Origin of the sequence: Bradyrhizobium sp. B124 (assembly GCF_038967635.1) — a bacterium.
Taxonomy (GTDB): Bacteria; Pseudomonadota; Alphaproteobacteria; order Rhizobiales; family Xanthobacteraceae; genus Bradyrhizobium.
The window spans coordinates 5,405,084-5,418,193 of record NZ_CP152413.1 but is presented as its reverse complement, the minus strand read 5'-3'; the positions used below and the strand labels follow the sequence as shown (position 1 = coordinate 5,418,193).

General features: G+C 65.4%; 13 protein-coding genes. 6 read left to right on the top strand and 7 right to left on the bottom strand.

What is annotated here, in order from left to right; translation table 11 throughout:
- Positions 1 to 97 precede the first annotated feature (97 nt).
- Positions 98 to 1,009 carry a transcriptional regulator GcvA gene (gene gcvA, locus AAFG13_RS25750; RefSeq protein ID WP_212318872.1) on the top strand — a complete coding sequence of 304 codons (912 nt, stop codon included), beginning with the start codon at positions 98 to 100 and terminating at the stop codon, positions 1,007 to 1,009.
- Between the two features lie 15 nt (positions 1,010 to 1,024).
- Here the strand turns inward: gcvA and rimM are convergent, their stop codons facing one another.
- The 3 genes from rimM to ffh all read right to left on the bottom strand — a co-directional run bounded on the left by rimM (position 1,025) and on the right by ffh (position 3,529).
- Positions 1,025 to 1,546: a ribosome maturation factor RimM gene (gene rimM / locus AAFG13_RS25745; protein ID WP_342708604.1), complete on the bottom strand. Its 522-nt coding sequence runs from the start codon at positions 1,544 to 1,546 to the stop codon at positions 1,025 to 1,027.
- 17 nt (positions 1,547 to 1,563) lie between these two features.
- Positions 1,564 to 1,896 carry a 30S ribosomal protein S16 gene (gene rpsP, locus AAFG13_RS25740; protein WP_050402543.1) on the bottom strand — a complete coding sequence of 111 codons (333 nt, stop codon included), beginning with the start codon at positions 1,894 to 1,896 and terminating at the stop codon, positions 1,564 to 1,566.
- Positions 1,897 to 1,981: 85 nt separating this feature from the next.
- On the bottom strand, positions 1,982 to 3,529 hold the full coding sequence (gene ffh / locus AAFG13_RS25735; RefSeq protein WP_342708603.1) for a signal recognition particle protein: 1,548 nt from the start codon (positions 3,527 to 3,529) through the stop codon (positions 1,982 to 1,984).
- A 549-nt stretch (positions 3,530 to 4,078) separates the two neighbouring features.
- Between ffh and AAFG13_RS25730 the strand changes: the two genes are divergently transcribed.
- Positions 4,079 to 5,059 (top strand): MBL fold metallo-hydrolase, encoded by a 981-nt coding sequence (locus tag AAFG13_RS25730; RefSeq protein ID WP_342708602.1) that lies wholly within the window; start codon positions 4,079 to 4,081, stop codon positions 5,057 to 5,059.
- A gap of 144 nt (positions 5,060 to 5,203) precedes the next feature.
- Here the strand turns inward: AAFG13_RS25730 and AAFG13_RS25725 are convergent, their stop codons facing one another.
- Both AAFG13_RS25725 and AAFG13_RS25720 read right to left on the bottom strand, forming a co-directional pair.
- Complete coding sequence (locus AAFG13_RS25725; protein WP_342708601.1) at positions 5,204 to 5,944, bottom strand: SIMPL domain-containing protein; 741 nt, start codon at positions 5,942 to 5,944, stop codon at positions 5,204 to 5,206.
- Positions 5,945 to 5,949: 5 nt separating this feature from the next.
- Positions 5,950 to 6,660, bottom strand: a complete 711-nt coding sequence (locus tag AAFG13_RS25720) for a GyrI-like domain-containing protein (RefSeq protein ID WP_342708600.1) — start codon at positions 6,658 to 6,660, stop codon at positions 5,950 to 5,952.
- Between the two features lie 186 nt (positions 6,661 to 6,846).
- On the opposite strand from AAFG13_RS25720, the gene dapF reads away from it, so the two are divergent.
- The 3 genes from dapF to AAFG13_RS25705 all read left to right on the top strand — a co-directional run bounded on the left by dapF (position 6,847) and on the right by AAFG13_RS25705 (position 9,643).
- Entirely contained in the window at positions 6,847 to 7,722 is an 876-nt protein-coding gene (gene dapF, locus AAFG13_RS25715) for a diaminopimelate epimerase (RefSeq protein ID WP_212318884.1), read from the top strand.
- A 4-nt stretch (positions 7,723 to 7,726) separates the two neighbouring features.
- Positions 7,727 to 9,010, top strand: a complete 1,284-nt coding sequence (mtaB, locus tag AAFG13_RS25710) for a tRNA (N(6)-L-threonylcarbamoyladenosine(37)-C(2))-methylthiotransferase MtaB (RefSeq protein WP_212318886.1) — start codon at positions 7,727 to 7,729, stop codon at positions 9,008 to 9,010.
- Positions 9,011 to 9,097: 87 nt separating this feature from the next.
- Complete coding sequence (locus AAFG13_RS25705) at positions 9,098 to 9,643, top strand: GNAT family N-acetyltransferase (protein ID WP_212318888.1); 546 nt, start codon at positions 9,098 to 9,100, stop codon at positions 9,641 to 9,643.
- A gap of 299 nt (positions 9,644 to 9,942) precedes the next feature.
- On the opposite strand, the gene AAFG13_RS25700 is transcribed toward AAFG13_RS25705, so the two are convergent.
- Entirely contained in the window at positions 9,943 to 11,082 is a 1,140-nt protein-coding gene (locus AAFG13_RS25700) for a DUF2336 domain-containing protein (protein ID WP_212318890.1), read from the bottom strand.
- A 191-nt stretch (positions 11,083 to 11,273) separates the two neighbouring features.
- The gene (locus AAFG13_RS25695; RefSeq protein ID WP_207833999.1) at positions 11,274 to 11,975 is read right to left on the bottom strand and encodes an RNA pseudouridine synthase; all 702 of its coding nucleotides are present in this window, start codon (positions 11,973 to 11,975) and stop codon (positions 11,274 to 11,276) included.
- Positions 11,976 to 12,024: 49 nt separating this feature from the next.
- Here AAFG13_RS25695 and ftsY point away from each other — a divergent pair, with 49 nt between their 5' ends.
- On the top strand, positions 12,025 to 12,969 hold the full coding sequence (gene ftsY, locus AAFG13_RS25690; RefSeq protein WP_342708599.1) for a signal recognition particle-docking protein FtsY: 945 nt from the start codon (positions 12,025 to 12,027) through the stop codon (positions 12,967 to 12,969).
- The last annotated feature ends 141 nt before the right edge of the window (positions 12,970 to 13,110 follow it).

Below are 13,110 nucleotides of genomic sequence, written 5' to 3'. Positions count from 1 at the left end.
AAGTAAGTGGCTTGCTGCGCAATATGCGCTCGAACCGGTGCTGTCACAAATCAGTAATAATCGGATCATGCGTTAGAAAATCTGGTATTGAGGCATCATGTTCGTCCCCCGCCGCAGCCTGCCGCCGCTCAATGCGGTTCGCGCCTTCGAGGCCGCCGCGCGGCTCGGCAGCTTCAAGGAAGCCGCCGCCGAGCTCAGCGTGACCCATGGCGCCGTCAGCCAGCAGATCCGGCTGCTCGAGGAATGGCTCGGCGCGCCGGCGCTGTTCCGGCGATCGGTGCGGCGCGTGGTGCTGACGCCGGCGGGCGCGGCGCTGCTTGCGGAATTCGCTCCGGCGCTCGACCGGATCTCGGCCGCCGTGCAACAGCACCGCGAGCGGCGCGGCGATGCCGCGGTGGCGGTGTTGCGGGTCAATGCGCTCGCGACCTTCAGCCTGCGCTGGCTACTGCCGCGGATGAGCCGGTTTCGCGCCGAGCATCCGGACATCGAGGTGCGCTTGAGCACGTCGAACGATCCGGTGGACGCGTTGCCGGAATCATTCGACGTCGTGATCCGCGGTGGTCCGGATACGTTTCATGGCTTCTCGTCGCGCTTCCTGGTGTCGGAGCGGAGATTGCCGGTGTGCAGTCCGTCGCTGCTCGAACGACTGCCGCTGCATGAGATTGCGAATCTCTCCAGGCACACGCTGCTGCACGTCACGTCGATGCCGAGGCTTTGGCGCGACTGGCTGACCGAGGCCGGGCACTCCGCGCTGGAGCCGGCAGCTTCGCTGACCTTCGATCATTTCTATCTGACCATCCAGGCTGCGCTCGATGGCCTCGGCGTTGCGATGGGTCCGACCGCGCTGATCTCGGACGATCTCGCGGTCGGGCGTCTGGTGACGCCTTTTCCGAACGTTAGCCTGCCGGCGCGAAGTTACTTCGCGTATTTTCCGGCAGGTCGCAGCAACGATCCGCACAGCGCGGTGTTCTGCGACTGGCTCGAGCAGCAGGGCCGGATGACGGGCTGAGGGAAAATGTTTTGATCAAGCTACCGACGGATCGTCGCCGTCGATTTCCTGCGGCAGCTCGATCACGACGCGGCCGCCAGCGAGATCGACTGTCGGCACCACGGCATTGGTGAAAGGGAGCAGCATCGTCGCGCCCTGCGGCGGGGCGATCTCGATGATGTCGCCGGCGCCGAAATTATGGATCGCGATCACCTTGCCGAGCGGCTGCGCTGTCGTCGTCACCGCGGCGAGGCCGATCAGGTCGGTGTGGTAATATTCGCCGTCGTCGGTTTCCGGCAGCCGGTCGCGCGGAACGTAGAGCTCGAGACCATTGAGCCGTTCGGCGTCATCGCGGCTGGCGACCCCCTTCAGCGTCACCACCAGATGGTCCTTGGCCTCGCGCGCATGGGTGACCTCGAACTGGCGGGTGCCGTCCTTGGTCATCAGCGGGCCGTAGTCCTTCACGGCCAGCGGATCTTCGGTGAAGGTCCACAGCCGGACGGCGCCGCGCACACCATGCGCAGCGCCGATACGGGCGACACAGACCGGTGCAGTCACCGTGGTCGCCGTTCAGTCTAAGCCTTGGCGGCGGCTTCGGCCTGCGCCTTGCGCTCCTTGCGCGGCACGGCCTTTTCCGGGTTGTTGCGCGCGGCGCGCTTGACGACGCCGGCGGCGTCGAGGAAGCGGGTCACGCGATCCGACGGCTGCGCGCCCTTGGCGAGCCAGGCCTTCACCTTGTCCATGTCGAGCTTCAGGCGGGCCTCGTTGTCCTTCGGCAGCAGCGGATTGAAGTGGCCGAGACGCTCGATGAAGCGGCCATCGCGCGGGAAGCGCGAGTCGGCGACGACGACGTGATAGACCGGACGCTTCTTGGTGCCTGCGCGAGCGAGGCGGATAACAACGGACATTTAGTTCTCCTTCAAAGGTCGATGTGTTCGATTGATTGGCATTCCGCGTCGCGCCGGCTGCATGCGAGCCGTCGCGACGAATTTCTCATTTCTTCTTGCCCGGGAAGCCGCCGAGGCCCGGCAGCGTCGGCTTGCCGGAAAGGCCGGTCAGGCCCGGCACATTCGGCAGGCCGCCGCGCAGGCCAACGGGCAAATCCTTCGGCAGGCTCGGCAGACCGCCGCCGGCGCCGCCCTGCATCTTCTCGGCGAGCGCCTTCATCTCCTCGGCCGAGGGCGGTTTCATGCCGCCGCCAAAGCCCATCGCCTGCGCGATGCCAGCGAGCGGGCCGCGCTTGCCGCTTCCCATGGCCTTCATCATGTCGGCCATGTTCCGGTGCATCTTCAAGAGCTTGTTGACCTGCTCGACGCTCTGGCCGGCGCCTGCCGCGATGCGCTTCTTGCGGCTCGCCTTCAGGATGTCCGGATTCTTGCGCTCCTGCCGCGTCATCGAGTCGATCACCGCGACCTGGCGCTTGATGATCTTGTCGTCGATGCCGGCCGCCGCGATCTGGTTCTTCATCTTGGCGATGCCGGGCATCATGCCCATCAGGCCGCCGATGCCGCCCATATTCGCCATCTGCTGCAGCTGTTCGCGCATGTCGTTGAGGTCGAACTGACCCTTGCGCATCCGCTCGGCGGTGCGCGCGGCCTTCTCGGCGTCGATGTTCGCCGCGGCCTTCTCGACCAGCGAGACGACGTCGCCCATGCCGAGGATGCGGCCGGCGATGCGGTTCGGATGGAAGTCTTCCAGCGCGTCGGTCTTTTCACCGGTACCGAGCAGCTTGATCGGCTTGCCGGTGACCGCGCGCATCGACAGCGCGGCGCCGCCGCGGCCATCGCCGTCGACGCGCGTCAGCACGATGCCGGTGAGGCCGACGCGCTCGTCGAACGCGCGTGCGAGGTTGACCGCGTCCTGGCCGGTGAGAGAGTCCGCGACCAGCAGCACTTCATGCGGATTGGCGGCGGCTTTGATCTCGGCCGCCTCCTTCATCATGTCTTCGTCGAGCGTGGTGCGGCCGGCGGTGTCGAGCAGCACGACGTCATAGCCGCCGAGCTTGCCGGCCTCTAACGCGCGCCGTGCGATCTGCGGCGGCATCTGGCCGGCGACGATCGGCAGTGTCGGAATGTCGAGGTCGCGGCCGAGCACCGCGAGCTGCTCCATCGCCGCCGGGCGGTAGACGTCGAGCGAGGCCATCAGCACCTTGCGCTTGTCGCGCTGGACCATGCGGCGCGCGAGCTTGGCGGTGGTGGTGGTCTTGCCGGAGCCTTGCAGGCCGACCATCATGATCGGCACCGGCGGCACGGAGTTGATATCGATGGTCTGGCCGTCGGAGCCGAGCGTGGCGACCAGCTCGTCATGGACGATCTTCACCACCATCTGGCCCGGGGTCACCGACTTGACGACGGTGGCGCCGATCGCCTGCTCGCGGACCCGGTCGATGAAGCTGCGGACGACCTCGAGCGCGACGTCGGCTTCGAGCAGCGCGCGGCGCACCTCGCGCATCGCGGCATCGACGTCCTTTTCGGTCAGCGCACCGCGCCCCGTCAGACGATCGAGAATGCCACCAAGCCGTTCCGACAGATTGTCGAACAATGCCGTTGTCCTTCGTTGCGCCCGTAAGCGCGCTTCACTCGCTTCTCGTCATGCCCCGCGAAAGCGAGGTATCCAGTTCGCCGCGGCCTCCCGGTTCAATCCGAGCTGGCTCTGGGATACTGGATCACCCGCTTTCGCGGGTGATGACCAGATAGTCTGCCTCTGCACCGTGCCAAGACGGCGTGCCCGAGACGATGGTCCAAACACTTTCGCGCCCGAGGGCGCATCGCGCTGTCGGGCGTTGGCCTCTGGCCTCAAGGACCAGTCGGCGGGTCGAAAAGACGGATCTTTCCGAGAAAGTCGCGGCGTTAAACGCTGCCGGGGCGGCAAAGTCAAGGAAAGTTTCGCCGCAATTCGCTCGGCTTAGATCCTAAACCATTGAAATTGCGTCAATTTGCCGTGTTGGTTCCGAATTCGTCGTCACCGCCCATATAAGCGGAGCCAGCCTCCTGTTTGGGAACCCGCGAGCCCATCACCCGCCGCCGCCTTCTCGCAACCTTGACCGGAGCCGCTGCCGCGATCGGCGTGCCCTCGATCTGGATGTCCCTGATGAAAACCTATGAAGGCCCCGTCTCCGATCACTTCGACGGCCTGCACTTCTTCGATCCGGACGGCGCGCCGCCGAAATCGCTCGGCGAGTTGCTGCGCTGGCAGTTCGGGGACAGGCGGCAGCGCGCGGTCTGGCCGGAATGGGCGCCGAGCCCCTATGCCGATACGCCGCCAGCCCGCGTCGACGGCGACAAGGTGCGGCTCTGCTTTGTCGGCCACGCCAGCTGGCTGATCCAGACCGCGGGTCTCAACATCCTGGTCGATCCGGTCTGGTCGATGCGCGCCTCGCCGTTCAGCTTCGCGGGACCCAAGCGACACAATGATCCCGGTGTCACTTTCGAGAAGCTGCCTGACATCGACGTCGTGCTGGTGTCGCACGGCCATTACGATCATCTCGATGTCGCGACGCTGTCGAGGCTGACGGCGGCATTTGCGCCGCGCGTGATCACGCCGCTCGGCAACGACGTCACGATGCGTGCCTCCGATGCCGCGATCAAGGCCGAGGCGTTCGACTGGCATCAGCGCGTCGAACTCGGCGGCGGCCTTGCCGTGACGCTGGTGCCGACGCGGCACTGGTCGGCGCGCGGCCTGTTCGACCGCAACAAGGCGCTGTGGGCGAGCTTCGTGCTGGAGACGCCGGCCGGCAAGCTCTACATCGTCTGCGATTCCGGCTATGGCGACGGCCGGCACTTCCGCCGCGTGGCCGAGGCGCATGGCCCGTTGCGGCTCGCGGTCCTGCCGATCGGCGCCTATGAGCCGCGCTGGTTCATGCAAGACCAGCACATGAACCCCGAGGACGCCGTGAAGGCGCTGGCCGATTGCGGCGCCGCCCAGGCGCTGGCGCATCACCACGGCACGTTCCAATTGACCGACGAGGCGATCGACGCGCCCGCGGCCGCACTTGGTGACGCGCTCGATGCGGCGAGAGTGCCGCGCGAGAAATTTGTGGCGTTGAAGCCGGGACAGGTGTTCGAGATTTAGAAAGTGTTGGAGATGAGTTGTCGTCCCGGCGAAGGCCGGGACCCATTACCCAAATATTGATTGTTGCGCGACGCTGGGGCCACGATCCCGTTCACCACCAAACTCGGTGGTTATGGGTCCCGGCCTGCGCCGGGACGACAATCGCTACTTCTCCTTGATCGCCCAGGAGACGCTGACATTGACCGTCAGCGTTTCCTCGCCTTGCGCGACCGGCGTCGGTGCGGCGAAGCCTGCCGTGGCCATCTTGGCGCGGAACATCGGCACCGGCGCCGAGCCGACTTCCGAGATGTTCAAGGGCGCGCCGAGCGTGACGCCGGCGGCCTTGGCGTAGATCTCCGCCTTGCGCCGGGCGTCGGCAATCGCCCGCTCGCGGGCGTCATCGAGTAGCTTCGAGGCCTGCGACACCGAGAAATTGAGCCCGCCGATATCATTGGCACCGGCGCCCACCAGCACATCGATGACACCAGCGACCTTGCTCACATCGTGCAGCTTGATCGTGACGCGATTGCTCGCGTGATAGCCGACGATGCTGGGCGGGGCGTTCGGCGACGACGGCGGACGGTTGGCGAATTGCGGCTGCAGCGACAGCCGCGAGGTCTGATAGTCCTTCTCCGCGATGCCGGCGCCCTTCAGCGCGGCCAGCACCTTGCCCATCGTCGTATTGTTGGCGTCGGTGGCCTCGCGTGCGGTCTTGCCGTCGGTCGTGACGCCGGCGTCGAGCTGCGCCTCGTCGGGCGCCGCCGACACGGTCGCCTCGCCGGTGACCGAGATCGCCGGCGGAAAGTCGCTGTCGGCGAGTGCGGGCGCAGCCAGCAGCGTGGTCGCGATGAGGGTGGCAGCGATGGGGAGGCCCAGGGGGAGGCCGACGGGGAGGCGATAGGTCATCTGGCTCACTTCAGGGGTACGTAGACGTTGATCACAAGCTTGTCTTCGGCGGTCTTCAGCGGATCGGTGATGTATTCCTCGACAAAGGTGTCCTTGGCTTCGAGCTTCTTGTCGTCGAGGTGATTGGTGATCGCCTCATAGGTGTTGTCCATGTTGTCGTAGGACCCGCGATGGACGAATTTCAGCGCCTTGCCGTCGGGCGAATTGCCCATGCTCATGTTCTTGCCGAGGTTCTTGACGTCCTGGTCGACCGGGATTTCGGCGATGAAGGTGAAGCCGGTGTCGTCGGTCGAGGTGTAGACGATCATCGGATTGCCCGATGCCTTGACGCCGTCCTTGTCGAGCAGCGCGGTGAGCTGCTTGAACGCCTCGATCAGCGCGTCGAAGGCCGAATCCCAATTGGCCGTGCCCTTCAGCATCACGACCTTCTTCGGTTCCAGCGTGAACGGCTCGCCGAACGGGTCGGCGGTCTGCACCGGGGCGGCCGGCGGCGGTGCCGGGGTCTGCGATGCGGCCGGGCTGTCGGCCGGCGACTTGGTCTCGGCTGGCGGGGGCACCGGCGTTGCCGATGGCGCAGGCGCGGGCGTTGGGCTCGGGCTTGCCGCCGGAGCGGGCGAGGCTGACGGCGACTGGGCAGGCGCCGGGCTTGCCAGGGTGATCGCGGCCAAAGGGAGCAGCGCGAGCAGGGCCGCGCGGAGCGTGTTGATACGGTTCATTCGGTATTTCTCCATCCCCTTCCTCAAACGGCCGCTCGATCTGTCCCGGCGCGCGCGGTCCTTGAGGTGCGATATTCCTAACACGCGAGTTCTGCATTCGTCCCATGACAGATGTGTCATAGGGCCATTCTGACTGGCCAATCAGCCACCACTCGCCATATAACCGGGCAGAATTTAGGAAAATCGATGAGCGCGCTCGCCAATCACGCATTCGCCAAGATGAACGGCATCGGCAACGAGATCGTCGTCGTCGACCTGCGCGATTCCAAAGCACAGGTGTCGGCGGCGGAAGCGCGCGCCGTGGCATCGGCGGCCGGTGGCGTGCCCTATGACCAGCTGATGGTGCTGCAGCCGCCGCGGCTCGACGGCACCGAAGCGTTCATCTCGATCTACAACAATGACGGCTCGGAGGCCGGGGCCTGCGGCAACGGCATGCGCTGCGTGGTGCGGCGCATCTTCGAGAAGACCGGCCAGACATCCGCGACGTTCCAGACCCGCGCCGGCCTGCTCAATTGCTGGCAGGGGCCGGCGCCCGATCTCTACACCGTCGACATGGGCGCGCCGAAGTTCGGCTGGCAGGATATTCCGCTGGCTGAGGAATTTCGCGACACCCGCTACATCGAGTTGCAGGTCGGGCCGATCGACAATCCGGTGCTGCATTCGCCGTCGGTGGTCTCGATGGGCAATCCGCACGCCGTCTTCTGGGTCGACGACGTCAATGCCTACGACCTCGAACGTTTCGGGCCGCTGCTGGAAAACCATCCGATCTTCCCGGAGCGCGCCAACATCACGCTCGCCCATATCGTCGATCGCGACCACATCACGATCCGCACCTGGGAGCGTGGCGCCGGTCTCACCAGGGCCTGCGGTTCGGCGGCCTGCGCGACCGCGGTTGCCGCGGCGCGGCTGAAGCGTGCCAACCGGACTGTCGAGATCACGCTGCCGGGCGGCAAGCTCGGCATCGAGTGGCGCGAGCGCGACGATCACGTGCTGATGACCGGCACCGCCGATTTCGAGTATGAGGGCCGCTTCGATCCGGCGCTGTTCGCCAGCGTCGCTTAACGTCATGAGCGTCGATGTCGTCACCTTTGGCTGCCGCCTCAACGCTTTCGAATCCGAAGTGATCCGCCGCGAGGCGGAACAGGCGGGGCTCACCGACACCATCGTCATCAACAGCTGCGCCGTCACCAATGAGGCGGTGGCGCAGGCCCGGCAGTCGATCCGCAAGTTGAAACGCGAACGCCCCGCGGCGCGCATCGTCGTCACCGGCTGCGCGGCGCAGACGCAAGCCGACATGTTTGCAGAGATGGCCGAGGTCGATCGCGTCGTCGGTAATGACGAGAAGATGCGCGGCGACGCCTGGCAGGCGACGCGTGCGGCTTTCGATGCGCCGTTTGGCATCGATGCGAGCGAGAAGGTCGCGGTTGCCGACATCATGGCGGTGACCGAGATGGCGCCGCATCTGCTCGACGGCTTCGAGCGCGGGCTGCCGCGGGTGTTCGTGCAGGTGCAGAACGGCTGCGATCATCGCTGCACCTTCTGCATCATCCCCTACGGCCGCGGCAATTCGCGCTCGGTGCCGATGGGCGCGGTGGTCGATCAGGTCCGCACATTGGTCGAGCGCGGCCACGCCGAGATCGTGCTGACCGGTGTCGATCTCACGAGCTATGGCGCCGACCTGCCGGGCGCGCCGAAGCTCGGCCAGCTGACCCGGCAGATCCTGCGCCATGTGCCCGAGCTGAAGCGGCTGCGCATCTCATCGATCGATTCGATCGAGGCCGATCGCGACCTGCTTGACGTCATCGCCGACGATCCGCGGCTGATGCCGCATCTGCATCTGTCGCTGCAGTCCGGCGACGACATGATCCTGAAGCGGATGAAGCGCAGGCATTCACGCCGGGACGCGATCGATTTCTGCGCGCAGGTGCGCCGGCTGCGGCCGGACATCGCGCTCGGCGCCGACATCATCGCGGGCTTCCCGACCGAAACTGAGGAGATGTTTGCGCGCTCGCTCGATCTGGTCGCGGAATGCGATCTCACCTTTCTGCACGTGTTTCCCTATTCGAAGCGTCCGGGCACGCCGGCGGCGCGGATGCCGCAGGTCGAGGGCGGTGCGATCAGGGAGCGCGCCAGGCGGCTGCGCGCGGCCGGCGAGGCTGCGCTGGTGCGGCGGCTGGCTGCGGAAGTCGGCGCGACGCGCGAGGTGCTGATCGAGAGCGACAGGCAGGGCCGCACCGAGCATTTCCTGCCGGTTGCGATCGATGACGATGTGCCGGGCATGGTGCGGCGGCTCGTCGTGACTGGCCATGACGGTGCGCGTCTCGTTGGGGTGCGCGGCGAGGCTATCTAGGGTGGCGTATTCACAAGGTCGCACAATGGAGACCGCCAGCGTATGATCGGCCACTGAGTGGCCATCGCACAGCCCAGGGGAAGTCGTATGCAGCTATCGACGCCGCGGCTCATCCTCCGATCATGGATGGAGTCGGACAGGCTGCCCTTTGCAGAGATGTCTCAAGACGCTCAAGTCATGGAATATCTTCGCCCGCTTCCAACGCAGGATGCATCCGACGCGTGGATCGACCTTCAAATCAGCCATCAATCCTCTCACGGCTTCTGCCTTTGGGCCGTTGAATCGAAGGAGTCTGGGGTATTCATGGGCGCTGTCGGGCTATTGCGCATCGGCTTCGTCGCCCCCTTCACACCAGCTATCGAAGTCGGTTGGCGGCTAGCAAGTCAGTTCTGGGGGCAGGGCTTTGCGGTTGAGGCGGCGCGAGTATCTCTTCAATTCGGCTTCGAAGAGATTCGTCTTACGGTGATCGTGGCGCATGCAAGCATCCGCAACGTGCGATCCAGGCGCGTGATGGCGAAGCTTGGGATGTCTCACGATAGCGCAGAGGACTTTGACCACCCTCGCATGCCGGAAAACGACGCGTTGCGGCGGCAAGCTCTCTATCGATTGACACAGGAGGTGTGGCTGTCTTGACGTGGTCCTGCCCCCGAGCGCGTCAACAATCTCGATGTCGTCCCTGCGAAAGCAGGGACCCATAACCACGAATGGTTGTTGATGGTCGGTACCGGAACGACGAGTCCCGTTCACAATACCCGCTGCAGAGTATGGGTCCCTGCTTTCGCAGGGACGACGCCGGGAGAAGCAGTCGCGGCCTCTCGGCTCAAGCACCGACGTCCCTGTATACTGCATCACCGCATGCGCGGGTGATGACGCTGAACCAGCTGTTTGACAGGTTGAAATCGAAATCCGTGGCGTCCTCGCGCATGATGCACTCAGTGCGCGCGGCCGCCGGGCTTGGGAGACTGCGACGCGCGAACCTGCCAGAACCGCAGCAGGCGATCGGCATCGCCGCGTGTCATTTTCGTGAACTGGCTCTTCGCATGGGCGAGCTCAACGGGTCCCATGGACCCGGTCGCATAGCGGCATTCCATCACCGCGGCGGTGGTCGCCCAGCTCAGCCCTGCCGCCCGGCACGGCACCAAAAGGCCTTCACTGCGCAGGCTTTGCATCAGGGAGCGGATCACCTCGATGTTCGACTGCGCGAGATCCGCCAGCGCAACAACAGTCTCTTCATATCTTCGCTGCCTGGCGAAGCCGAGCAGGGCGGCCTCGTCGAGCTCGCCGCTGTCCTTCAGCTGCGCGACGTGCCGCTTGGCTGCGGTGAAATCGCGGACCTGCGACATGTCGCGCTCGACGCCGGCGGCGACCGCGGCGATCGCGTGGCGGATTTCCTCGTATAGATACGGCGGGGCGCGTTCCAGCAAACGGCCGCGAACCTCTTCCGTTGCCCGGCGCAGCAGCTGAAGACGGAGCTCCGCCGGCAGGTCCGCGCGGATGCCGGTCTCGACTGCGAGGGTCGGATCGTGCTCGGCCTGCGCCAGGATGACGGCAAATCCGCCCGGCGATACTTTGGCGCCGGGATTGGTGACGAGGCGGTGGCTCACGCTCGCAAAGCGACGGGCCAACAGCGCATCGGTGACGACGTCCTTCAGCCACCAGCGGCCGGCGACGGCGAGCAGGTGCTGTTCGCTCTTGGTCTGCGCGATCTCGACCAGATCCTCGGCACTGAGGCGTGAGGATTCCTGCAGCATCGGCCGCGCGATCCGGATCTCGTCGTTGCTGGCGAGGCGGCGAACGATCGCGGGCGGTGCCTGCGCGACCGGGGCGAGCTGCTCGCTGATCTCGGCAAGCGCCATCCGGGCGCTGATCTCGGCGAGTGCGCGCAGCTCGATGGTCTTGACCAGCCGTTCGAGCACATTGTCGAACAGTTCGATCTGCTCGCTGTTGAAGCTGCCGGCGGAGTGGAGGAAGAGATCAGTGACGCGCTTCGCCGTCGCTATGCATTTTTCGGCGGAGCCGGCGCGTATCGCAGCCTCGACCTCGTCGACAATTGCCTGCCCGGCAGTCAGCATTGCTCGTCCTGAGCCCGTCCCGATTGCTTGTTCTAAGCCGGCTTGCAGCTTTATCGGGCGGACCTGAACGTTTCGTAAGGATAATGATCAGTAGAATCCCGGAGGAAGCTCTACATTTTGACACGTTTTCGTTACGCGAACCGGTATCCATCCCGGATCAAGTCCGGGACAGGCTTTCGCTGGAAAACGCTCTATTCGCCGTTCCAGCCGCAGGCCTTGAGCCGCTCCTGCATGTGCGCCGGCGCCGGCGCGACGACATGCACCGGGTCCTTGTTGCGGGAAATCGGGATGCCGATTTCGCGGGAATGCAGATGCAGGGTCGGCTCGCCGAAGCGCGGGCCGTTGCCGTAGATATTGTCGCCGACGATCGGCCAGCCCATCGCCGCCGAATGCACCCGGAGCTGATGGGTGCGGCCGGTGACCGGCTCCATCGCGAGCCAGGCAAGGCCGTCGCCCCGTCCCAGCACCTTCCAGTTGGTGATGGCCTTCTGGCCATCCGGGTCCGGCTTCTGCCACCAGCCGCGCTCGGCGTTGAGCCGGCCGAGCGGCATGTCGATGGTGCCTTCGTCCTCGATGGGGCCGCCCTCGACCACGGTCCAGTAGGTCTTTGCGATCTTGCTGTGCTTGAACAACAGCCCGAGCGAGGCGGTCGCCTTGCGGTGGCGTCCCAGGACGAGGCAGCCGGAGGTGTCCTTGTCCAGCCGATGCGCCAGCACCGGCGGCCGCGGCAGGCCGAACCGCAACGCGTCGAAGGAGGCCTCCAGATTGGGGCCGCCCTTGGGGCCGCGATGCACCGGCAGGCCCGCCGGCTTGTCAATGACCAGCATCAGCCCGTCGCGGTGGAGCACGCGGCCCAGGATTTCCTCCGCGGTCAATTGGGGAACATCGATCAATTCGTCGAGACTTTCGTTTGTGAGGCGAAACGGCTAACACACCCCCGCCATGAACGATACCACTGCGGGAACTCCCAAACAGAGCTGGTGGCAGCGGCTGAAAGGCGGCCTGAAGCGAACCTCGAGTTCGATCGGGACCGCGGTCGCCGACCTTGTCACCAAGCGCAAGCTCGATTCTGCCATGCTCGATGACATCGAGGATGTGCTGCTGCGCGCCGACCTCGGCACCGATGTCGCGGTCCGGATTGCGGAGGCGGTCGGCAAGGGCCGCTACGACAAGGCGATCTCCGCCGACGAGGTCAAGGACGTCGTTGCGACCGAGGTCGAGAAGGTGCTGGCACCAGTGGCCAAGCCGCTTGAGATCGATGCGACGCTGAAGCCGTTCGTGATCCTGGTGGTCGGCGTCAACGGCTCCGGCAAGACCACGACGATCGGCAAGCTGGCCGCGAAATTCTCCGCCGAGGGCCGCAAGGTCATGCTGGCCGCGGGAGACACCTTCCGCGCCGCGGCGATCGAGCAGCTCAAGGTCTGGGGCGAGCGCACCAAATCTCCTGTCATCGCCGGGACCCAGGGCTCGGATTCGGCGAGCCTCGCCTTTAACGCGCTGACCGCGGCCAAGGAGCAGGCGCGCGACGTGCTGCTGATCGACACCGCCGGCCGGCTGCAGAACAAGTCCGAACTGATGAACGAGCTCGAAAAGGTCGTGCGCGTCATCAAGAAGGTCGATGCGTCGGCGCCGCATGCTGTGCTGCTCGTGCTCGACGCCACGGTGGGACAAAATGCGCTGTCGCAGGTCGAGGCGTTTCATCGTACGGCAGGCGTCACCGGTCTCGTGATGACCAAGCTTGACGGCACCGCGCGCGGCGGCATCCTTGTCGCGCTGTCGGAGAAGCACAAGCTGCCGGTGCATTTCATCGGTGTCGGCGAAGGCGTCGAGGACCTCGCGCCCTTCACGGCGAAGGATTTTGCCAAGGCGATTGCCGGGATCGAATAATTCATCCTTCGAGACGCGCGCTGGTGCGCGCTCCTCCAGCAACAACGGCAAAGCCGTTGTGCAGGGATGACGGTGGGATACGAAAGGTCGTCATCCTGAGGAGGCGCGGAGCGCCGTCTCGAAGGATGGCCAAGACACGAG

Bases quoted from the DNA above. Each gene is read 5' to 3' on its own strand.
- gcvA (WP_212318872.1), top strand. From the start codon at position 98: ATGTTCGTCCCCCGCCGCAGCCTGCCGCCGCTCAATGCGGTTCGCGCC.
- rpsP (WP_050402543.1), bottom strand. From the start codon at position 1,896: ATGTCCGTTGTTATCCGCCTCGCTCGCGCAGGCACCAAGAAGCGTCCG.
- AAFG13_RS25730 (WP_342708602.1), top strand. From the start codon at position 4,079: ATGAAAACCTATGAAGGCCCCGTCTCCGATCACTTCGACGGCCTGCAC.
- AAFG13_RS25725 (WP_342708601.1), bottom strand. From the start codon at position 5,944: ATGACCTATCGCCTCCCCGTCGGCCTCCCCCTGGGCCTCCCCATCGCT.
- AAFG13_RS25720 (WP_342708600.1), bottom strand. From the start codon at position 6,660: ATGAACCGTATCAACACGCTCCGCGCGGCCCTGCTCGCGCTGCTCCCT.
- dapF (WP_212318884.1), top strand. From the start codon at position 6,847: ATGAGCGCGCTCGCCAATCACGCATTCGCCAAGATGAACGGCATCGGC.
- mtaB (WP_212318886.1), top strand. From the start codon at position 7,727: ATGAGCGTCGATGTCGTCACCTTTGGCTGCCGCCTCAACGCTTTCGAA.
- AAFG13_RS25705 (WP_212318888.1), top strand. From the start codon at position 9,098: ATGCAGCTATCGACGCCGCGGCTCATCCTCCGATCATGGATGGAGTCG.
- AAFG13_RS25700 (WP_212318890.1), bottom strand. From the start codon at position 11,082: ATGCTGACTGCCGGGCAGGCAATTGTCGACGAGGTCGAGGCTGCGATA.
- ftsY (WP_342708599.1), top strand. From the start codon at position 12,025: ATGAACGATACCACTGCGGGAACTCCCAAACAGAGCTGGTGGCAGCGG.